Source organism: Egbenema bharatensis FJBBOT/2019, assembly GCF_048077055.1.
GTDB lineage: Bacteria > Cyanobacteriota > Cyanobacteriia > Elainellales > Elainellaceae > Egbenema > Egbenema bharatensis.
This window is the reverse complement of the sequence record NZ_CP182236.1, coordinates 4,561,819-4,583,172: the sequence shown is the minus strand read 5'-3', so window position 1 is coordinate 4,583,172 and position 21,354 is coordinate 4,561,819. Positions and strand designations below refer to the sequence as shown.

Below are 21,354 nucleotides of genomic sequence, written 5' to 3'. Positions count from 1 at the left end.
CGATCGCAATTTCACTGGCTGCCTGAATCTTCGCTACAATTTTTTAGCCTAGCGATCGCAACAGAAATCTGCTTCAGCCATAGGGCAGACATTGCGGGTAGACATCATTCGATGTCTACTTTGCGTGACATAACAAATTTTTAAGCTAATCACTGCATGCTTGAGTGCTCATGGGTGAACCGACTATGGGTGAACCGACTATGGATGAACCGACATGGGTAGGCTGATACAGAATTCGGTGCCTTGCCCCACTTCCGACTGCACCTCTATGCAACCTCCATGTTTCTCCACGATAATTTGACGGGCGATCGCCAATCCTAATCCGGTTCCTTTTCCTACCCCTTTGGTGGTGAATAAATGGTCAAAAATGCGAGATAGTACTTCGCTCGACATCCCTGTACCATTGTCACGAATCCGGATTTCAACGGTATTCTGTGCGGCTAGCTGGGTTTGAATTGTGATCCTCTGAGGCTTTGCTTTCAGGTCATTAAACGAAGACTGTTGGGCTGCCTCATCAAAAACATCGATCGCATTGGCTAAGATATTCATGAACACCTGGTTCAACTGTCCAGGAAAACAATCAACCATAGGCAGATTGCTGTATGCTTTTTGCACTTCGATCGCTGGGCGGAACTCATTGGCTTTAAGTCGATATTTCAGGATTAAGATCGTGCTGTCGATGCCTTCGTGAATATCGGCCCGGACTTTATATTCAGTATCGGCCCGGGAGAAGGTTCGCAGGCTGTTGCTGATGGACTTGATGCGATCGGTCGCCCCTTTCATGGAATCGAGTACCTTGGGCAAATCTTCGCGCAAGAACTCCAGATCGATCGCTGCTGCATGATCCAGAACTGGGGTGGCCGCCTGGGGATGATGTTCCTGATAGAGCGCAAGATGGCCGAACAAATCCTGCACGTAATCTTTGGCGTTATTAACACTACCATTGAGAAAACCAATGGGGTTGTTGATTTCGTGAGCAATGCCAGCAACCAGGTTACCCAACATGGCCATTTTCTCGTTTTGCACCATCTGTAATTGGGTTTGCCTTAAGTTTTGCAATGCCGCTGCCAACTCTTCTGCCTGTTGTTGGAGTTTGAGTTCAGCCATTTTCTGGTCAGTAATATCATCTGTGAGTGAAGCAACGCCAACCAGCTCACCGTCCTCATTAACCAGCGGACTGTTATACCAGGCACAAACAATCAACCTGCCATCTTTTGTAATGTTTTCATTGATGCTGAAATGACCGCCCTGTTGCAGTAGAAGATCGGCACTAATTCTTGCGATTTGAGGCTGGAGCTTTTCAGGAACGAGAAAGTGAATTGGACGACCCAGAGCTTCTTCCTGGGTGTAGCCAAATATTCTTTCTGCGGCTGGGTTCCAACTCGTAATCTGCTGATTGATATCCCACTCAATGACGGCTAGGGGTGTTTGTTGAACCATGAGCTGAAGCCGTTGCTGGGATGCTCGCAGGCGAGACTCTGTATGGCCTAACTCGTTCAGCGATCGCTCTAGCTGTTGAGCATATTGCTGCGATCGTTCATACAGCCTGGCATTCTCTAGCGAAATCGCTGCCTGGGCACAGAGCAGGTTGAGCAACTCGACGCGATCGGCTGTGAATGCTCCTGTTGCCAGATTATTCTCTAAATATACAATTCCCTTTAACTTACCCTGATGCAAAATTGGACTACATAAAAGGCTTTTGGGTTGCTGATGCACAATGTATGGATCGGCGACTAAAGTGGGATCTGCCATTGCATCAATCAGTACGACGCTGTGCTGCTGATGCATGACCTTGTGAATGATTTTGAGAGGAACATCCTGACTCTCTTCAACAGGAAGGCTCTGCAACACAATGGGTTGTGTTCCCAGGGTGACTAACCCTTTAATCAGCAAACGTTCACCCCGCAGCAGCATTAACACACACTTATCAGCGCCTACATTTTCAATGATGATGGACAGCAAGGATGACAGCAGTTTTTCCAGTTCAATTTCACTGGATATTGCCTGGGAGGTTTTGAGAACAGTAACCAGATCGATGGCATCGGAAATGCCACTGGAGGAAGTACCCGTGGAGGCGATCGTTCCACTGGCAAAAACAGTTTCGCTGACTGAGAGCGGTGGCCGTTCTTGCCGTAGGATAGGAGCAAGCAATTGAGAATAGCAAGCTTCCAGGTCTGCAACTTTGGTTTTGGCACCCCAACGGGCATAGCCATAGTAGGCCTTGAGCATGTATTCCTGGGCAATCAACGGTTTGTCCCATCTAAGGAAAAATGTGGCTGCCAGTTCATTGGCAAGGGCTTCTTCTTGAAGATATTCATTGGCTTTTGCGGCGGCAATGGCCCGATCGTACAAATTTACTGCTTCCAGTGCATGACCCGAAAGAGCCGCCATTTCAGCCGATAGCAATAGGTACTTGTGTAGAAAGTTCTCTGGACAAAAATCGGATAGATTTTTGAATATTTGCTGATGGTGTTGCAGGATCTCCCAGTATTCCCTTTGCTGTACTGTCGTTGCGTCAGGATAGAGTGCAGCTAAACTCAGTGGATAGTAGAAGTGATACAGAATAATGGGAAAAAACCCTGCATTGCAAGGTAATGTCGCTTCTGCTTCTTTAGCGGCTGCAACTGCGTCAGAATAACGACCATACAAATACGAAAGCTGTAGCTTTAGAAAACAATACCAGTTGATGCCGTGTTCAAAATTCTGCTTTTGTCGCCAAACTTGAATATAGGGAGGCTGCTCGTCGGAATAATCCGAATGGTGTGAATGCAGTAAGTCTGTGTTTTGAAATGTATTTTGCAAATTCAAGAGAAACTGTCGTTGTAGGGTAAAGGCATACAGCATATTGACATCATTGACTTGCTGTACGTAACCGAGATATTTTTCAGTTTCTGCGTAGATATCGGGCAGGCAATCTCCTTTAAGGATCATAGCCCAGATCAAAAATGAAACCGCCCAGACACCAAACACCACATCTCCACCGGCTTGACTAGCCTGAAAAGCCTGGCGCGATACGGCTAGATTTGTTTTTAGATGTTGATTATAGGGATTAATCGTATGAGCAAAAATATTATTTGTTTTGTAGATAAACTTTGTACTGTTGAAGTGGCGATCGAGCTTCAAAGCTAATGTACCAAATTCATAGGCCGTAGCATAATCGCCCTGATTGGCCAGGTTCATTCCGTACAGACAATAGGCAAAACCAGAGGCTTCCGTATTGCCATAGGTGAGGGAAGTGTTGAGCATCAGCAGCAGACTCAAGTACGAGAGCGTTGCATCTCCTCCCATGTAGGCGGCGGCCCAGAGATCGGCAAGCAAGCTCATGCAGAGTTTCTGCTTTTGATCAGACATTTCCGGCAGATTAAAGACATCGGATGGGCAAATCGTTGCCAGTTTGGTCTGTAGCTGTTCTAATTGAATTTGAATTTCAGCTTTCTGCTCTTCAAGCAGGCGCGGCAAGGGCATCCCAAGCATACTCAGGCCCTTTAGCCCATCTTCAAAGCTAGCTTGAATATCTTCACCTTGAGTCATCTTCAGGTACATTTGAATGGCATAAATATCAGCTTGCTCAAATGCATCCTGAGCATGACTCAGGGCTAAATCAAACCAGGTTTCTGCTTGCTTCAGATGACCAATCAGATAGGCGCACTCTGCACCTTCTCGATACAAGTCAAACGTCAGTTGATAGTGAGTGCTCCAGTTCTGTTCTGTGAGCAAGTCTATCCCTGCGGTAAAGTAATCAACGGCTGCTTTATAGGCAGTGGAAGCTTTTGCTTTTTTCCCAGCAGTCAAATAAAGATGAGCGACTTCATCTCGATTTGATTGTTGAGCAATGATTTCATTACCTTGATAAAGTTGATGGACAATATCGAAAATCCTGGCTTCAAGGGTTTCAGAAGATGTGCTGCTGAGTAATAACTGACCAACTTTTAGATGCACTGCTTTTTTCTGGGAGTCCGGAATGAGAGAGTAAGCAGCCTGTTGAACGCGATCGTGTAAGAATTTATAGTTAACGATTAATTCTTTTGATCGATCGGTAATTTGAGAATTGTTGATTTGGAAATTGGTAATTTGAGAATCAGTTATACGGGTCGTCGATTGATGACTAAAAATCGATGAATTCTGATAAAACTTATAAACTTCGTTTGTTGGAATAATAAATCCTTCCTGTAGCGCTTTCCATAGGGACAAGGCGGTTTCCAGTTCAGGCTGTTCTGAAACGATCGCCAGGGTTGCTAAGTCAAATTGATTCCCGACGCAGGCAGCTAGTTTCAGGATGGATTGGGTTGCAGAGGGCAGCTTTTGTAGTTGCAGTGACATAAACTCCACGACATCATCCGTGAGGGCCAGCGATCGTACCGTTGCCAGATCACATTGCCAGAAGCCAATTTCCCCATCAAAGGTGATTAATCCATCTTCATAGAGTGCTTTCAAAAATTGCGTGATGAAAAACGGATTCCCGGCTGTTTTTTGATACACCAATTCGGTGAACGGCCATGCCAGATCGGGGGTACAACTGAACGCATCGGCAATCAACTGATTGACATCGCTCTGGTTCAGCGGGGCTAACGTCAGGGTATTAATCCTGGCATTTGTTTTTTGAATGTCCTCCAGTGTCAGCATCAGCGGATGGGTTGGAGAAACTTCATTATCCCGATAGGCTCCAATCAACATCAGATACCCCGATGCTTTCTCCGTCATTAAGACCTGCATTAAGTTGAGCGAAGCTGCATCTGCCCATTGCAAATCATCGAGGAACATCACCAGGGGATGCTCGGGGGTGGCGAAGACAGCAATAAACTTCTGGAACAGCCGATTGAAACGGCTCTGGGCTGCACTACCAGAGAGGTCTGGGGCTGGCGGTTGGGAACCAATAATCTGCTCTAGCTCCGGAATTACCTCAGTCAACACCTGCCCGTTCTCACCCACCACAGACAAAATGCGGTGTTTCCATTGTTCTAGTTGCACATCACTCTCGCTCAACAGTTGTTCCATCAGGTCACGCAACGCCTGAACGACAGCAGAAAAGGGAACATTGCGGTTGAACTGATCGTACTTCCCTTTAATGAAGTAGCCATTCCAGCGCACGATCGGCTTATGGACTTCATTCACCACAGCCGTTTTACCAATGCCCGAAAAGCCTGCGACCAGCATCAGTTCAGCAGCTCCGTTGGCAACCCGTCCAAAGGAATACAGGAGCGTTGTCACCTCCTGTTCCCGGCCGTAAAGCTTTTCAGGAATCAAGAACCGATCGGATACATCATGCTGTCCCAGTTCAAACCAGACTGGTCCGTGCAGGTTTTTTTGACATTGCATCAAATCATGTTTGAGTCCGATCGCACTCTGGTATCGGTCTTCAGCATTCTTCGCCATCAACTTACGAATGATCTCCCCCAACATCAGGGGCAGATTGGGGTTGACATCGCAGATGGAGGGCGGTTGTTTGGCCAAATGACAGTGCAACAGTTCCATTGGTTCACTGGAGTGAAATGGCAATTGACCCGTCGCCAACTCAAAAAGCGTTACACCTAGCGAATAGAAATCACTGCGGTAATCAATACCCCGGTTCATCCGGCCGGTTTGTTCAGGGGAGAGGTAGGCCAGGGTTCCCTCCAGCACATTGGGATTCTGAATTTCTTGGGTTTCCTTCGGCAGCAAAGATGCAATGCTGAAATCAATCAGTTTGACCTGCTTTGTTTCTGGATGGATGAGAATGTTGGCCGGTTTAATGTCTTTATGCACCACACGATGTTGACCCAGATCATGCAGAATGTCCGCCAGTTGAATGGCGATCGCGATCATCTCTGACAGGCCTAAAGGATGGTGTTGGATGTACTGCCCTAAGGCAACCCCACCCCAATCTTCCATGACCAGAGCATAGCCCTTACCCAGCGGTTCCAGGTGCAAAGGCTGGATAATACCAGGAATCGGGAGATTTTTGGCAATGGTATATTGATTGCAAAACTGCACCAGTTCACTAAAGCTAGGATACTCTCGCCGCAGCACCTTAATCACGACCGACTGCTGAGTGGAAGTTTGGACAGCTCGATAGACGATTGTTCGAGATCCCAGGTACAGTTGCTCAACGATGGTGTAGTCAGAAAATGTGAAGACTTGCGAAGCGGCGTTTGCTAGAGATGTCATAGGTCAGAACCGGGAGACTGCCCTTAAGCTAAATTCCTTTCTAGGGTTCCCTATGATCTGAGTGATCTCACTATGATCACCTGATTCTGCAAATTATCTAGCCAGATCACACCCGACGATCGCGCCTCTCCCATGCCCCATGACCCATGAACGATTTCCCTCAGTCAGTAAATTTGTACAACAGAACACTTGACTATGGCGATCGATCTGGTATCTTCTTAACTTATGGCTACACAACAAATGCGTGTCGCAGTAGCCTGGCTCCCAACAACCTGGCGAGGTATGAAGTAGGTAGACACTACAGCATACCTCTAACCCTACAGACGACCGTAGCTGTCCGTCGGGCTTGGATTAGTTTAACGCTTTTGTTGAACAACTTCCTATCCCCAACTTTGCGATGGTTGAACGGGGGGACAACCAGGTTGCTGGGTTTCTTCCGTTCATTACAACCCCAACCATTCTAAGGAGAATTCCTATGACAGGTGATTTTAACCTGTTCGATCATCCTGCCTTTGGAGATGATTCTGATCCGAGTGCAGGGCGAGAGCGCGTTCGCATTATCATCTTTGGTTCTAAAGAAGTGGTTCGCGCCACGATTCACGATCTCTATCTCAAAAACTTCCGCAGAATCGAAAGTTGGAGTCCTCTCCTACCCACCCCCGATCCTGCCGTGTTCATGTCCATCAGCACTGAATATCGCCTCATGCGGTAAGGGTTGATCAGACGATCGGGGGGAATCCCATCCCAGTTAACAAAACTCAGTAGATCGCAAACTATGTTGAGATCCTCCTCACTCCTCACTCCTCACTCCTCACTCCTCACTCCTCACTCCTCACCCCTCACTCCTCACCCCTCACTCCTTCCAATCCAACTGTTCTTCAATTTCCAACTCATCCAACCGTTCATTTGAAAAAGCCTTTTGCATAAACTTCAGGCAGATATAGCCCAGTTGCGACACCTGAACGAACTGCTTTAAGTCATCCGAGGATTGCGGAATTTCCTCAATTTTTAATTCATCTTGAGATGGACTTTCGATTAATTCTCGATCGCCCAATTGAATCAAATCCTCTACAAATTTCTCTTTATCTTCGTAGGGAAAAGGGCGATCGGCAGCCAATCTTTTTAACAGGTCACGTTCCTTTGTACTCAGTAGATCTCTAACCAACAGACCCGCCAGATCTTTGATTTCTTCTTCCTGGATTCTTTGAGTCTGGTTCATCCGATCCTGCTGTTCTTCCAGTTCTTCTAGCTTCAGCGTCACCCCTTCTGAACCAAGGCGAAATTTTGCCAATCGCTCTGTCAAATCAGAATTAATCAACAGCACGATCAACAGAATTGCTACGTCCGTATTTTTCAATCTGCGATCCTCTGGATCAATTTCCCCTGCCACCAGCAGAATCAGGTAAATGACCCCCAGCACAGTTGCCAAAGGAAATAGAAATCTTTTGAAATACAGCGGATTCGGGGTTTATGAGGTACAGTAGCAGCAATGTGTAAACCAATTTTTGAGGTGTTCAGGATTCATTAACTCAAGTGCTATTCCGATTAAACCATCCACACCAGATGCAGTAGTTGGAGAAAATAGTCTCAGGAATGCTTTCAATTGTGACCACCAATGCTCAATGGGATTAAATTCAGGAGAATAGGGCGACAAATACAAAACACTGGCACCTACTGATTCAATTAAAGGCTCGATTGCTTCAACTTTATGAGCAGGCAAATTATCCATCACCACTACTGCACCCTCCCATAACTGCGGCAGCAGGAAATGCTCGATAAAAACTTTGAAGGCATCGCCATTGACTGAACCATCTAGTGTCATGAGAGCCAACACCTGCTTGCAACTGATGCCCCCAATCACACTCACCTTTTCACCTCGATAGTAGGGCTTAAAGTCATACGCTCTATCGCCTCGATTGCTTCTAGCATGGGTACGGGTCAACCCGAGTAGAACTCCCATCTCGTCTAGAAACACCAGGTTCTCTACCTCGATGGGTTTGACCTTCTCCCAATACTCTACTCTCAGCTTTTGCACCCGCTCTGTGTTCGCTTGAGTGCTGCGTAAGGTCTTTTTTTTCGCGTGAGTTGTTGTTTTTGCAAGGCACAGCACATGACACTGCGACAGACCCAAACGTTGTATTGCTCTCCAAAATACTCGCAATATTCTGCTAAAGTTGCGTCAGGATGGCTTTGTACCATTGCAGTTAATTCGCTACCGTACTCATCTAACTGTCCCTTCATTGTTCCACCTTGCTTCTTGGGTGCCAAGTGTCCCTGAGTTTTCTTAAGGAGGAGCAGCTTTTGGACATAGCTTTTCGCAACGCCAAACTGAGTGGCTACTTTTCTAATTGAAGTATCGCCTCTCTCATAAGCATTAACTATTTTTTCTCTCAAATCAACGGAGTAGGCTTTCATCGGGATTCTTGATACCTCTAATCTCCTTTTAAGTGTACCTCATATACCTCGAAAGTGCTGTATTTCAGGGTTTTGTCAAAATTGATCATAACTTCTGGGGCTACTTCACTAATGTGATACCGATCGACCATACCTATCTTAAGATTTAAGAATTCCCAACGATACTTAGGGTTCTCCAGGGAACTGGGTTAAGGAAGTGTGCTCGAATTACACATCTGAATTTGGTAGCTCCTGGTACACTAAGCAGACAGTAATTTTTTATCAACCTTCGATCGACTTCCCTCGTCTATGACCACAACTCCTGACACCCTCCCCATCACCGATGATGCCACTCGCGTTCGGGTTCTCAGCGAAGCCCTACCCTACATCCAGCGGTTTGCCGGACGGATTATTGTCGTAAAGTATGGCGGAGCGGCCATGAAGGACAGCAACCTCAAGGATAAAGTCATGCGAGACATTGTGTTTTTGTCCTGTGTGGGGTTACGTCCGGTGCTGGTGCATGGTGGCGGCCCCGAAATTAATACCTGGCTGGATAAACTGGGGATCGAAGCGCAGTTTAAGAACGGCTTGCGCGTCACCGATGCAGCCACGATGGATGTGGTGGAAATGGTGCTAGTCGGTCGGGTGAATAAAGAAATTGTTTCCCTGATCAATCAGGCGGGGGGCTCTGCCGTGGGACTGTGTGGCAAGGATGGCAACCTGGTTAAAGCGCGACCCCAGGGAGATGAGGGGATCGGCTTTGTGGGTGAAGTCAGTGCCACTAACGTCAAGTTAATCGAAGCATTGGTTCAGGATGGCTATATTCCAGTGGTTTCTAGCGTCGCTGCCGATGAAAACGGCCAGGCTTACAATATCAATGCCGATACCGTAGCCGGAGAACTGGCCGCTGCCCTGGATGCGGAGAAGCTGATTCTGATGACAGATACCGCCGGAATCCTCAAAGACTACAAAGATCCCAGCACCCTGATCGCCAAAGTAGACATTCAGGAAGCCCGCAGTCTCATTGACCAGGGCATCGTTTCCGGGGGCATGATTCCCAAAGTCACCTGCTGTGTCCGATCGCTTGCCCAGGGAGTCAAAGCAGCCCATATTATCGACGGCCGGATTTCCCACTCTCTCCTGTTAGAAGTTTTCACCGATGCCGGGATCGGCTCCATGATTGTGGCTTCCGGGTATAGGATGTAGGAGAGGGCTGATGAGGACTGAGGACTGAGGACTGAGGACTGAGGACTGAGGACTGAGGACTGAGGACTGAGGACTGAGGACTGAGGACTGAGGAATCGGGAAAAGCACATCCTCACCCACCCCCTACTCACTTACCGACCCTAATCGTGACGACAGACGATCGAGAACCAACCACCTCCGAACAGGACGATCTGGAACTGGCCAGGGAGCTTTACCAGGCAGGGCGAAATGCCTTTGAGCGGGGCAGCTATCGCCAGTCGGTGGAATGCCTGGAGCGAGCGGTATCCCTGGCGGGAGGAAATTCTCCGTTGGGGGGAGAAATCCAAATCTGGTTGGTGAATGCTTATAGTGCTGCCGAGCGAACCACCGAGGCGATCGGGTTATGCGAACGGCTAGAGCAGCATCCTAACTTTAAGACCCGCAAGCAAAGCCGACGGTTGTTGTACATCCTCAAAGCTCCCCAACTCAAGCGTCGTCAGGAATGGCTCACCCAAATTCCCGACCTCAGTAATATTAGTGAGGAGTCTGATGCTAACAAAGTAGTTGCCTCCCGCTATACGCCATCCCCTCAGAAACGATCGCCTCGTCCCAAACCGGAACCGGAACTGGAAGACATTGACCTGAGCCAGGTGAATACCCAGGATAATCGCTTTGTCTGGGTCGCCCTGATCGGCATTGCTTTGACGATCGGTGGACTCCTGTGGTTCAGTTAACTTGGAAATCTGCCCCCTTCTTACTCTCTTCACCTATGTCCGACCTAACCGACTCCATTCTCGCTCAGCTCCTGACCCTCGCCAAACCGCGATCCCAGTCCGCTGAGGTCTATTTTCTATCCAGCCAGAGTACGCCGATCGATTTTGAGAATAATCGGCTGAAATCTCTACAAACTAAGGCCGTCAAAGGGGTAGCCCTGCGGGTGATCTGCAACGGTCGCCTGGGGTTTGCCAGTTCAACGGATCTGACGCGGCTGGAAGAGATTGTGGATGCAGCCATCCAAACGGCGGAAATTGGCAGTCCGGCGGAATTTGAATTTGCTTCCAATTTCCATAGCTGGGATGGCAACGATCGCTCCCTCTATACCCCTCCCAGTACCCAGGACTTGGTGGAAGTGGGGGAAACCTTGATTCGGGCAGTGCATGATTACAATTCTGATGTCCTGGTGGATGTCGGCTTCCGGGTTGGCTCTGGCACCGTCAAACTGGCGACGAGTGAGGATGTCTATACCGAGCGATCGAACCAAACTCTGAGTGCGACCCTTTCGGGCAACCTGGTGCGGGGCGAAGATTTTCTGGAAGTGTATAGCTATGATGTGGTGCGCGATCAGGCTCCAGACTACGATCGGATTCTGAATGAAGTGCTGCAAAAATTCCGGCGAGCGGAACGCAATGCCACCATCCGCAGTGGCTCCTTCCCGGTTTTGTTCACCCCCAGAGCTGTGTCCAGCGTCATTGGACGATTGTTTGATACGGTGCTGTCCGGTCAGGCAGTGGTGCAGAATGCCTCGCCCTTAGCCGATAAGCTGGGACAAACGGCCTTCGACCCTCGCCTGACGCTATTTGAAGATCCGAGTTTGGGCGTAAGTTCCTGCACCTTTGATGATGAAGGGACTCCCACCAGCCGCAAAGCCTACATTGATCACGGAACGGTGATGGGCTTCTACTGGGATCGACGGTGGGCGGCTCGGGCTGGACGGGAATCCACCGGCAATGGCTTCCGGGGTGGGCTATCGCGGCCCGGCCCAGATATGGTGAATCTTTGCATCGCACCCGGAGGAGCCTCCACCGCCGAACTGATCGCCAGTATGGATGAAGGCTTGATTGTAGAAAGCGTTTTGGGTGCGGGCCAGTCGAACCAACTGGCGGGAGAATTCTCCGTGAATCTGGCTCTGGGCTATAAGGTGGAAAAGGGCGAAATTGTCGGGCGAGTGAAAGATACGATGGTGGCGGGCAACATCTTTGAAGCTTTTCAAAATCTGCAAGAGTTGGGCGATACACCAGAGTGGGTGGGAGGTGGCTCCTACGTGCCGAGTCTGCTATTCAGCCAATTAGGTGTGGCGGCAAAGCAAGGTTAGAACAAGGTTAGAAAAAAGCACCAAACTCAAACTCTTGACTCTTGTGGGGTGGGCATCTTGCCCGCCCAGTCCCCACATATGTCCCCGGTGCATTCTCACCACTGTGCGCCCCTATTCAAATTCCGTGACTCTTACCAATCACCCAATGCCGACGGAAAAACCGCGATAGGCTAGATTCCTGAAGCTGCAAATAGATCGGCCGACCGTGGGGACAAGTGCGAGGATTGCGAGTTTGCTGCCATTGATCCAGTAAAGTTTGCATCTCCATTAAAGACAACGGAGTTCCATTCCGAATTGCCGTTCGGCAAGCTGTCGCCACCAAAGCGGACTCTAAATCCCCCCCCAAACTGAGTTCCAGGATTGCATCCACCCGATCGCCCCGATTCACCAACGCCTCAGGCATCGATCGCGCTGCCCACAATCGATCGCCAAACAGTTCAATCTCAATCCCAATCCGGTGCAGTTGCTCCTGCTGAGGAAGGGACAGTTCATTCAAAATTACGGGCGATTCCAGAGGGACGAGCTGCCAGCGATCGGATAACTGCTCATACAACACCCGCTCATGGGCAATGTGTTGTTCCACTAACCAGACTCCAGTGGGATGTTCCGCCAGGATATACATCTGGTGAACCTGGGCGAGGGCTTTGAGGGGAGTGAGTGGGGAGTCGGGAGTCGGGAGTCGGGAGTCGGGAGTCGGGAGTCGGGAGTCGGGAGTGGGTGGGATGGAGCGGTAGTGACCTTTGGGTTCTGCGGCTTTGATCAGGTGGCTAATTCTGGCGGTTTGGGGAGCTTCCGGAAGGGTATGGTTCTGGAGATGCAGGGCATGGTCGATCGCCCGGGTGACGGCTTGTTGGATATTCAATAGCGAATGCAGGTAAATTTCAGCTTTGGCAGGATGGCGGTTCCAATCCACCAGGTTGGGAGGAAGCTGGAGATGCAAAAAGCAGACAGGATAGCGATCGCGGGGTAACATCCGCCGAAATGCTCCCAGAATAGTTTGTTCCAACTCTGCCACCCGAACCACGCGACCATTCACCGCAACTTTGATCCAATCAGGACGACGACGATGGCAGCGATCGGGTAAGCCAAGGAGGAGAGTAGAGGGGTGGGTAAGTGGGTGGGTGGGTAAGTGGGTGGGTGGGTGAGTGGGTGGGTGAGTGGGTAAGTAGGTGAGTGCTTCGCTGGGTTCTCCCGGTTTCTCGACTCCCGACTCCCGACTCTCGACTCCCGACTCCCGACTCCCCACCCTCACTTCTCGCAAATCCCCCACCTGCACCTCTCGCAAAATTTGGGGCAGAATTTGCTGTGCTGATGTACCCGCCCAAATATTAAACCAGGGTCGATCGCCTTGTTGAACTTGCCAGGTGATGTGGGGATGACAGAGGGCAAGCTGTTGGATAGTTTGCTGAATCAAGCGGAGTTGTTGGGTCAGGGGAGGAAAGCCAGCCCGACGGGGAAGCCAGTTGCCGAAGAGGTTGGATACAGTGACGATCGTGCCAGGAGCAAGGGCGATCGGTTCCACCTGAGCAGGTTCACCCTGAGCGGTGTACTGGACGCGCCAACCATTGGAGGAGGTCGAGTCGCGGCTACAGAGTTCAAGCTGGGCGAGCTGGGCCAGGCTATGGAGGGCTTCTCCACGGAACCCAAGACTGCTGATCTGCCAGAGGTCTTGGCTAGATTGGATCTTGCTGGTGCTGTGGGCGATCGCCGCCTGTTCTAAATCCGCCAGGGTCATGCCCGATCCGTTATCTGCGATTTGAATGCACCATTGTTCTGGCCAAAGGCTGATCGTGATCCGAGTTGCTCCAGCATCTAAGGCGTTTTCAGCTAACTCCCGCACGACGGCCGCCAGGGAGTCAATCACCTCGCCTGCGGCAATTAAGTCCACAACATCGGTCGGTAGGGTTTGGATTATGGATGACATCAAACGTTCCAGTCACTCACGGCTGGCTTTTACCTCGCTTTCCAAATCCTAACGAATTGCTGCACTGATGCGACCTCAAGTTCACCCGCTTAGATGAACCAGTTGGGGTAAATCCAGGTAACAAATATCACTCAATCATGCGACACCATTGGGAGAAGCTCTGACATGCCCCAGACTTCTATGCTGATCCTGTCGGGGTCTGTGTATGAATTCAATTAGACTTATGAAAATCTCATCTGGCACTAACCAGGTAGAATATCAACCGAATAAACATCCTTGTAAAGGTCTTCCTTCCCAGGCAGTAGCAGCAGCCTGCATTCATCAAGATTCAGTAGATCGCAAATTCTCTAGGAAAGGGGTAGGGTCAGGCTAAACGCATTAAAACAAAGCCATGACGATCTACCCAAGTTCATTATCGCCTGCTCCAGCTTTGACGGATGAAGCGACGTTGGAGGTAGCCCTCGACTGCCTATTGGAACACTTATCCCTGGACATGCAAGGTGGATACACACTCCAAGATCTGTTTGAGATTTTGCTACGGGCCGCCAGTCGCAGCGATAGCATTGAACACACAACACAACGATTGGAGGGCGTACCCAGTGGCAATGGCATTCGCTATCATCTCGATAAGTTAGACGATATCACAACTCTGGAATCTCAACTCAATGCCGCTCTGCAAAGCCGCATCCCCCCAAAAATTCGTAAGGGCAAGCATCGTATTGCCATTGACCTCCATCTGATTCCCTATTACGGCAGTGTGAACGTCGCCACTGAGCCTTACATCTACCGCTCTCAAGCTAAGGCAGGCACGACTTCGTTCTTTGCCTATGCCACCGTCTATGTGATTTGTCGTAACAAACGGGTTACTTTGGGTATTCATGCCGTGCATCGGCATGAAACATTGGTTGCAACCATCACTTATTTATTAGCCATGCTGACTCCCTTACGAGTCCGCGTCAAACGGCTTTATCTTGACCGTGGGTTCTATAGTGTACCAGTCATTCGTTGGCTCAAAGCTCTCAATATTCCGTTTCTCATGCCTGCGGTAATTCGAGGCAAACGTGGAGGTACTCGCCAGTTGTTGATTGGGCGCAAAAGTTATGCCACCCGTTATACCCTCAACAGCCCTCAATATGGTTCAGTTACCTGTCAGATGCGGGTGATTTGCAGCTATTACAAAGGGTTCAAAGGGAAACATGGTATCCAATACACCCTATACGTGGTGCATCGTGTGAGGGTTGCTTTGGAGCAGATGCATCAGCATTACAAAGACCGTTTCGGTATCGAGACCAGCTACAGGATGAAAAATGGGTGCCGTATCCGCACCACGAGCAAGAATCCAGTCACCCGTTTGCTGTTTGTGGCTCTGGCGTTTATTTTGGTCAATCTCTGGGTGTATTTGCTCTGGTTCTTTGTGAGCCGTACTCAACGAGGAGGACGGGTCGTTTACCGAGAACTCTTTAGTCTCAAGACCATGTTGGAGTTTCTCTCTCAGGCTGTCGAGCGACATTTCCCAGTCATCACAGCCATCTATTTACCCTCTCTAGAATGAATTTGCGATCTACTGAGATTATAAGAAAGACTATCAGGCAAAATGTTTGCATCGTTGCTGGCTCACCGATGAACAACGAGAGCACGATCAGCGTTGTCTGGTGGCGTGCTGGTCTTCTGCCTCCGAAGGCTTGGCGGTTCCAGCAGCAGGGTGCAGCTTAGTGACCGAAGTGAACCCAGCAGGAGTTCACCCAGAATAATCCCCCAACTCAAAGCCGCAGGAAGAGGGTACCTTTGGCTGCCGTCGAGCTACTGCCATTGCTGCTGAAGGTCAAGGTGCGCAATTCATTGATCACAGGTCTGAGGAAGGCTAATCGTCCCTTTAATTTGGGCAGAGGAGAAGAGGTGGAACGATCGGTTTCCTGGAGTGCCAGCCAATCAACGAAAATATAGCCATCGTTGGGGGAAGGGAGGGCCGCTATTTCCTGCTGAAATCGATCGGTCGCCACCAGAGAGTTCTGGCTGGATTCAAGGCATTGGGCGATCGCATCCAGGGAGGTGGCAAAAATTTCGTACCCGGCGATCGAAGCATGAACGCCCTGCACTTCTGCCTGAACTGTGACTGATTCACGGGGATTGCTGCGATCGGATTTACGATTGGCTTTGCGGTCGAGTTTGGACTCAGCCGTTGCCACCGTTCGGCTCATGGCAGAGAGCTTTGTCCAGGCGGTGACGGGCTGCTCGGCGATCGTAAAACGTCCGATGCTGATTCCTTCCTGCTGGACTGTTTGGTCAAGCTGGGTAAGACGATCGCTGAGTTCGGGGGATTGTTGGGTGACAAAGATCCAGTCGGACTGAGTGCCATTCTCCTGGGGCAGCAATCCCAGCGCGTATTCATCCTGAATCCAGGACATAATTTCTTCTGGTTTTGTCTCCCACTGTTGCGCCAGGGAATCCAGCGGTTGATGGAGCAGCTTTTGCAACGCCTCATATCCGTCCAGATTGGCTGTCACGGTCGCCCAATCCTGCTCTAAATTGTGACCTGCTGCCACCAGGGGACTGTTGGCGGGAATGTACTGTAAGGCGGAAACGGGTTGAGTAAATTCTGGACGACTGGGTTCGATCGTTTGTCCAGGGGCCGTCAACAGTTGAGTATCCGCGATAATGCCCTGGTCATCTAACCGTAACGCCATCAACACGCTATCAAACGTGGCAGTCGCCGCTGTGGGGGGAAGGGGAGATGAATTCGCATCAGTATCCTCCAGCCATGCAGCCAATTGGGGTAGGTGAACAAAGGCCAGACCCACGTGGGGTTGCACAAGCTGTTGCAGGGCTTGCTGATAGGATTCACTACGGCTCAGGCTCAATTCTGGAACTTGCAGATTGTTGATGGCATCGCGGAGCACCTTGGGATGATTGGCAAACAGGACAAACCGATCGCCCACCACTGCTGTCGCCAAAGCCGTCTCAGAGGCTGTTCCAACGGTAGGAGTCGCCTGCTCTCGATCGCTATAGACCAGATTCACCCCAGCAAACTGCTCAAACACCAGATCTACCCCTGTCGTGGCCTGGCGTTGCCAGTAAGTTTGAATTGCTTGATTGGCCTTGTCCCCATTGCGGATAGCCGCTGCCAGCAAGTAACCCGGTTGTTCCCCATTCAAAGCATCTCGATCGATATCAGGGGTGGTCACGGCAAAAGTTAGCTCATTTCCCAACCAGGGCTGAATGTCTTGCTGATAGTCCAACTCACGATTGCCGAACACAGCCTGCCGAAAATGTTGCCACTGCGTTTGTACTCGCTTTCGTTGCGTGGGGGGGGTGACGGCTAATCCAAAGGCCGTCAGGCGATCGGGATGAACCAGCAGGGATACCACCAGGGGAGACTGCCGCGAGAGGAACACACTGGCTTCGGGGGCCTGTTCCACACCCTCCATGAGCAGCAGGGGATTGCGGGACACCAGCCAGTAAGCCCCGGCTCCACCCGCCAGCAGCAGCACCAGAACTACAGAAATCAGGATAGAAACAAACGATCGAGTCTTCATGAATCCAGGAGAATGTCGCCAAGTGTGACTGGGCCAATAACCTCACAAGGGATAACCACCCTTAGTGTAGTATTGCAAGGGACATCCACCGAATCATTTCTGATATTGAATCGTGATGATTGAGGATGAACGAAGGGAGCATGTCACGTTTGCAAGTCTAACCCTCATCCCCCAGCCCCTTCTCCCAAGTGGGGAGAAGGGGAGCCAGATCGAAGTCCCTCTCCCTTTGGGAGAGGGATTTAGGGTGAGGGCGACAAAAGTGACATACTCCCATGAACTGAAGACCGCTTGCCAGGATCCTCCAGTTGATCAGCGCACCCGAACCTGCAAGTTGCCACTCAGATTGTTATAGCCGCTGACAAACCCATTCCGCAGTTCAATCACGCTATTGCCATAGTGCAGGATTTCTTTACACAGGGAGTTTTCCAGATTGACCTGGGTAGGCGTGCCCTGGATTCTAAACACATCATTGCGTTCTGTGCCGATCGTCCAAAATCCAACCGCCTCATCTTCACTGCCGGAGGGAATGGTGGCAATGGCAACCCGGAGGTTGTTGCCTAAATTGTTGTAGCCTGCAACCTTATCTTCAACAAGGTCGATCGTGCTGTTGCCGTAATACAGCGTTTCTCGCCGCAGCGAATCATATCGCGTCACGCGATCGGGAGTGCCCTGAATGGCAAATACATCTGAGCGAGTGGAGCCGATCGTCCAGCTATAGCCATCGCCGACGAGGGCTGTAGAAACGGGTTCATCCCCGGCGATGGCCCGCAGGTTGCGATCGATATCTTCATAACCCACGATAATGCCGTTATTTAACTCAACCGTACTGCCACCGTAGTTCAGAACTTCCTGACACAGCGCATCATATCGGGTGGTGTGGGTGGGTTCCCCCTGAGTCCGGATCAGATCAATGCGACGAGAACCGAGCGACCACAGGTTAGGGGAAGCATCAGCCGCCTGGGTATCGGCCTTGCCCATCGCGTAGCTTAAGTTATTCTGATATTCCTCTACCTTCTGCTGGGCCACGTCATACTTAGGATGCGTTCGAGGCACTGCTTCCATAAACTCAACTGCCTCCTGCCACCAGTCTGCGACGGTCGTCCACTCTTCTCTGGATTGAGCGATCTGAGTCAGTTCAGCCGCACTCATGGCGCGGTTCACAGCCCACCGAAATGCTTCACTTTTGGTCATATCCGGGACAGAGGATTTGGGGCGAGAGTCCTGTACCGTAACGGCAATGGCCAATACTAAGGAGGAACAAAAGACGGCGATCGGCAACAGGGAAAACAACCACCTCATAGAAGGACGGGAGGGGGATGGCTTGTCCAGCTCAAACTCCTCTTTGATGTACAGGCGGGACAGCTTTTTCGGACGAAGATTCCGATTTGACCCTGCATCAGATCGTCTGCTCATAATGGCTCGGTGTCAGAATTGCCACATTGCAAAGTATTCTTCGCTATATTAAGTGAATTTTTTTACATTGATGATGTTTATTCGTTACTAAAATCTCAATCTTTGTCTTGTCTTCAAATTCAGTTCACGATAGTTTATTCGATCGGCTATTTTCCTTCATACAAACTTCACGATTCGTGGTGACGACTCAGTAATTGTTGGATGAACTGACAGGCAGTGATGGGTCGATGAGCCTGAGCCGCAAAATAGCCTGATCTGACCTGCCAGCCCCAGGACCTCTGAGGCGATCGCCATAGTTCTAGATGATCCACCGGGGGGTCAGCATAGAAACTTTCATTTCCTGAACCCAGCAGTGCCGAACTCCAGTGGGTAAACGAATCATGGCTGACCCGGTAGATCGGGAAGTTGCCCCATAGCGGTACGCCCCACCCGTCGATCGCAATCAGAGCCTTAACGGATTTGCCCAGGCCCTGCCACAAAACAGCCGCACTGGCAGCCCCTACTACACCTGCACTGAATCCAATTAATAAAATTTCATCATCTGGAGCCAGCTCTGGAGAACCGGCTTGCAGAAATTGCACGATATGCCAGCCGGAATAGGCAGGGTAGCGATCGGTGGGAAACACCAGAACTGGATTCGGTAATTTCCCAAGGCTCATCACAAACTGCTGGGTCAGATCGACTGCGTGAATACCAGGACAAATCACAATCTTCATTAGAAGCGGCAAAAGAATCAGCAAAAGATGCACGGTTGCATTGAAGTAGGTTGCATTGAGGCATTCACACCAGGGAGCAACCCTTTCATAGCTTTAACACCATGCGTTTTCTTTTGCGCTAAAAAATATCGGACTGGAGATGATGGTAACTTTTTGATAAAAAACTCCACAAAGCTAGATGAAATGCAGCATAATTCTCATATAAACAATGCCGTTTCTGCAATTTCAATCCAATCAGAAATCAATCAAGCTGAAATCAATCAGGCTGAAATCAATCAGGCTGAAATTAATCAAGCTGAATCAGCTTATACAGTCCTGGCGTTCTTGGGGCATGGTGCATTGAGGTGCATATTGATGTGCATTGGTAGTGGCCTGACCATTTTTAGAAAGTTGACCTTTTAAAGAATGAGAAAAAATGAGAAACAGCGCGATCGAATGACTAATTTTCAAGTGTGAGCCATCCGTTTATGTACGGTAAAGATCACTTTTAGGACTCAAACTCCATCCCAAAATTTCGTAAAGGAATGGATAGGCACTAAACAAAAGCTGGAGAAGAACTATGGATATTAAACAAGTTTTGACCCGTTATGCTGAGGGGGAGCGCGATTTTGGTGGCATTTGCCTGCACGGTGCCGACCTGGGCGGAGTGAACCTCAGCCATACGGATCTGACGGGTGCTGACCTGAGTGGAGCTGACCTGAGCGGGGCAAATTTACTCGGAACAAATTTGAGTCGGGCGAATCTGACGAATGCGGATCTGGCCAATGCTGACCTCCGCAGTGCCGACCTCAGTAATGTGAATTTAATTGGGGCTGACCTGACTGGGGCAAAACTGGGACGGGCCAATCTCAGCCGTGCGGATCTCCGTAGTGCGGTTTTAGTGAATGCGGATCTGGTCGGAGCAATTCTAAATGGTGTAGAGATGAGCGGAGCCATTTTGGAAGGCACGAACATTAATGAGGCAGAACTGCACCATTCAGTTCAGTTTCGAGATGTCACCCACCGCTGGATTAGCTGGTCTGGCAGTCAAAGGTGATTAAAGGCGATCGCATCAGTTTGAATCTGTTCAATTAAGAACCGATCTGAAAACCCCGTCAGAGCCTGAATTCCAAAAACTTGAGTGATTCGGATAGGCAATTATTCTGGATGGACATAAGCCTTACTTCGGTTTCGATCGGGTAAGGCTTTTTCCTGCTGTTTTTCCTGCATTGACTTCTGCATCTATAAGCTAGGCTAACAGGAGGAAGCTTTGATTGATCCTCGTGATTCATCCAGGGAGGTGCTGAGTGGATGTGGGAACTTTGGTGCGGACGTTTGTAGCGGTCTTTGTGCTGGCAGATGCCCTGGGCAACGCCCCGATCGTCTTAATTTTGACTAAAGGCATGGAAACGACTGAGCGCAATCAAGTGGTCGATCGCGCTACGGTGGTTGCGACTGCGGTATTGCTTGTGTTTGCTTTTATCGGACAACCGATTTTGAACTATCTCCACATCAGCATTGCATCTCTACAAGTGGCAGGTGGTTTACTGCTGTTGCTCATTGCGCTGGATATGCTGAATGGAAAGCTAGATGAACCGATCGTGGAAGGCGATCGGGATGTGGCCATCACCCCTCTGGCGTTACCGCTCCTGGCAGGGCCGGGAACCTTAACCACCGTGATGCTCCTGATGTCTGAAGCCCCCAATGCTCATACCAGCGTGATTGGAGGAATTCTGGGTGCGATGATCGTTTCCTGGCTGATCTTCCGGCAGGCAAACCGTGTTTCCCACTGGATTGGGGCAGAGGGAGCATTAATTGCGACAAAACTTCTGGGCTTTTTGCTGGCAGCCCTCGCCGTGGAGATTGGCAGCGCAGGCATCCGGCAATTGTTTTTAACTTAGTCGAGATGAAGCCGAAGCGAGTACACTGAGAGATGGACTTTTGTTAACTATCTGTCGCATTTATCCAGAGTGT

The 21,354-nt window shown here is 49.9% G+C and carries 16 protein-coding genes; 8 read left to right on the top strand and 8 right to left on the bottom strand.

Annotation, left to right across the window (positions count from 1 at the left end; genetic code table 11):
• Positions 1-198 precede the first annotated feature (198 nt).
• Positions 199-6,144 carry a trifunctional serine/threonine-protein kinase/ATP-binding protein/sensor histidine kinase gene (locus ACM1PF_RS21190; RefSeq protein WP_416666617.1) on the bottom strand — a complete coding sequence of 1,982 codons (5,946 nt, stop codon included), beginning with the start codon at positions 6,142-6,144 and terminating at the stop codon, positions 199-201.
• A gap of 475 nt (positions 6,145-6,619) precedes the next feature.
• On the opposite strand from ACM1PF_RS21190, the gene ACM1PF_RS21185 reads away from it, so the two are divergent.
• Positions 6,620-6,856 (top strand): hypothetical protein, encoded by a 237-nt coding sequence (locus ACM1PF_RS21185; protein WP_416666616.1) that lies wholly within the window; start codon positions 6,620-6,622, stop codon positions 6,854-6,856.
• A 141-nt stretch (positions 6,857-6,997) separates the two neighbouring features.
• On the opposite strand, the gene ACM1PF_RS21180 is transcribed toward ACM1PF_RS21185, so the two are convergent.
• From ACM1PF_RS21180 to ACM1PF_RS21170, 3 genes are read right to left on the bottom strand one after another with little or no spacing between them, the layout of a single operon-like run.
• On the bottom strand, positions 6,998-7,573 hold the full coding sequence (locus ACM1PF_RS21180) for a hypothetical protein (RefSeq protein ID WP_416666615.1): 576 nt from the start codon (positions 7,571-7,573) through the stop codon (positions 6,998-7,000).
• A 39-nt stretch (positions 7,574-7,612) separates the two neighbouring features.
• Positions 7,613-8,179 carry an IS630 family transposase gene (locus ACM1PF_RS21175; protein ID WP_416666323.1) on the bottom strand — a complete coding sequence of 189 codons (567 nt, stop codon included), beginning with the start codon at positions 8,177-8,179 and terminating at the stop codon, positions 7,613-7,615.
• The gene (locus tag ACM1PF_RS21170; protein WP_416666324.1) at positions 8,167-8,559 is read right to left on the bottom strand and encodes a helix-turn-helix domain-containing protein; all 393 of its coding nucleotides are present in this window, start codon (positions 8,557-8,559) and stop codon (positions 8,167-8,169) included. The genes ACM1PF_RS21175 and ACM1PF_RS21170 overlap by 13 nt, the downstream gene beginning before the upstream one ends.
• A 288-nt stretch (positions 8,560-8,847) precedes the next feature.
• On the opposite strand from ACM1PF_RS21170, the gene argB reads away from it, so the two are divergent.
• The 3 genes from argB (at position 8,848) to ACM1PF_RS21155 (ending at position 11,815) form a co-directional block, all read left to right on the top strand.
• Positions 8,848-9,744: an acetylglutamate kinase gene (gene argB / locus ACM1PF_RS21165; protein ID WP_416666614.1), complete on the top strand. Its 897-nt coding sequence runs from the start codon at positions 8,848-8,850 to the stop codon at positions 9,742-9,744.
• 146 nt (positions 9,745-9,890) lie between these two features.
• Positions 9,891-10,457, top strand: a complete 567-nt coding sequence (locus ACM1PF_RS21160; protein ID WP_416666613.1) for a hypothetical protein — start codon at positions 9,891-9,893, stop codon at positions 10,455-10,457.
• A gap of 35 nt (positions 10,458-10,492) precedes the next feature.
• Positions 10,493-11,815: a TldD/PmbA family protein gene (locus tag ACM1PF_RS21155; RefSeq protein ID WP_416666612.1), complete on the top strand. Its 1,323-nt coding sequence runs from the start codon at positions 10,493-10,495 to the stop codon at positions 11,813-11,815.
• Between the two features lie 115 nt (positions 11,816-11,930).
• On the opposite strand, the gene mutL is transcribed toward ACM1PF_RS21155, so the two are convergent.
• Positions 11,931-13,739, bottom strand: a complete 1,809-nt coding sequence (mutL, locus tag ACM1PF_RS21150) for a DNA mismatch repair endonuclease MutL (RefSeq protein ID WP_416666611.1) — start codon at positions 13,737-13,739, stop codon at positions 11,931-11,933.
• 391 nt (positions 13,740-14,130) lie between these two features.
• Between mutL and ACM1PF_RS21145 the strand changes: the two genes are divergently transcribed.
• Positions 14,131-15,291, top strand: a complete 1,161-nt coding sequence (locus ACM1PF_RS21145) for an ISH3 family transposase (protein ID WP_416666610.1) — start codon at positions 14,131-14,133, stop codon at positions 15,289-15,291.
• A 208-nt stretch (positions 15,292-15,499) separates the two neighbouring features.
• Here the strand turns inward: ACM1PF_RS21145 and ACM1PF_RS21140 are convergent, their stop codons facing one another.
• The 3 genes from ACM1PF_RS21140 to ACM1PF_RS21130 all read right to left on the bottom strand — a co-directional run bounded on the left by ACM1PF_RS21140 (position 15,500) and on the right by ACM1PF_RS21130 (position 19,401).
• Positions 15,500-17,272: a DUF3352 domain-containing protein gene (locus ACM1PF_RS21140; RefSeq protein WP_416666609.1), complete on the bottom strand. Its 1,773-nt coding sequence runs from the start codon at positions 17,270-17,272 to the stop codon at positions 15,500-15,502.
• A 309-nt stretch (positions 17,273-17,581) separates the two neighbouring features.
• The gene (locus ACM1PF_RS21135; protein ID WP_416666608.1) at positions 17,582-18,685 is read right to left on the bottom strand and encodes a hypothetical protein; all 1,104 of its coding nucleotides are present in this window, start codon (positions 18,683-18,685) and stop codon (positions 17,582-17,584) included.
• A gap of 167 nt (positions 18,686-18,852) precedes the next feature.
• Positions 18,853-19,401, bottom strand: a complete 549-nt coding sequence (locus tag ACM1PF_RS21130) for a hypothetical protein (RefSeq protein WP_416666607.1) — start codon at positions 19,399-19,401, stop codon at positions 18,853-18,855.
• 27 nt (positions 19,402-19,428) lie between these two features.
• Here ACM1PF_RS21130 and ACM1PF_RS21125 point away from each other — a divergent pair, with 27 nt between their 5' ends.
• The 3 genes from ACM1PF_RS21125 (at position 19,429) to ACM1PF_RS21115 (ending at position 21,281) form a co-directional block, all read left to right on the top strand.
• Entirely contained in the window at positions 19,429-19,803 is a 375-nt protein-coding gene (locus ACM1PF_RS21125) for a hypothetical protein (protein ID WP_416666606.1), read from the top strand.
• Between the two features lie 157 nt (positions 19,804-19,960).
• A complete protein-coding gene (locus ACM1PF_RS21120; protein WP_416666605.1) occupies positions 19,961-20,437 on the top strand; it encodes a pentapeptide repeat-containing protein in 477 nt (158 codons plus the stop codon).
• Between the two features lie 250 nt (positions 20,438-20,687).
• Positions 20,688-21,281, top strand: a complete 594-nt coding sequence (locus ACM1PF_RS21115; RefSeq protein ID WP_416666604.1) for a MarC family protein — start codon at positions 20,688-20,690, stop codon at positions 21,279-21,281.
• Positions 21,282-21,354: the final 73 nt, after the last annotated feature.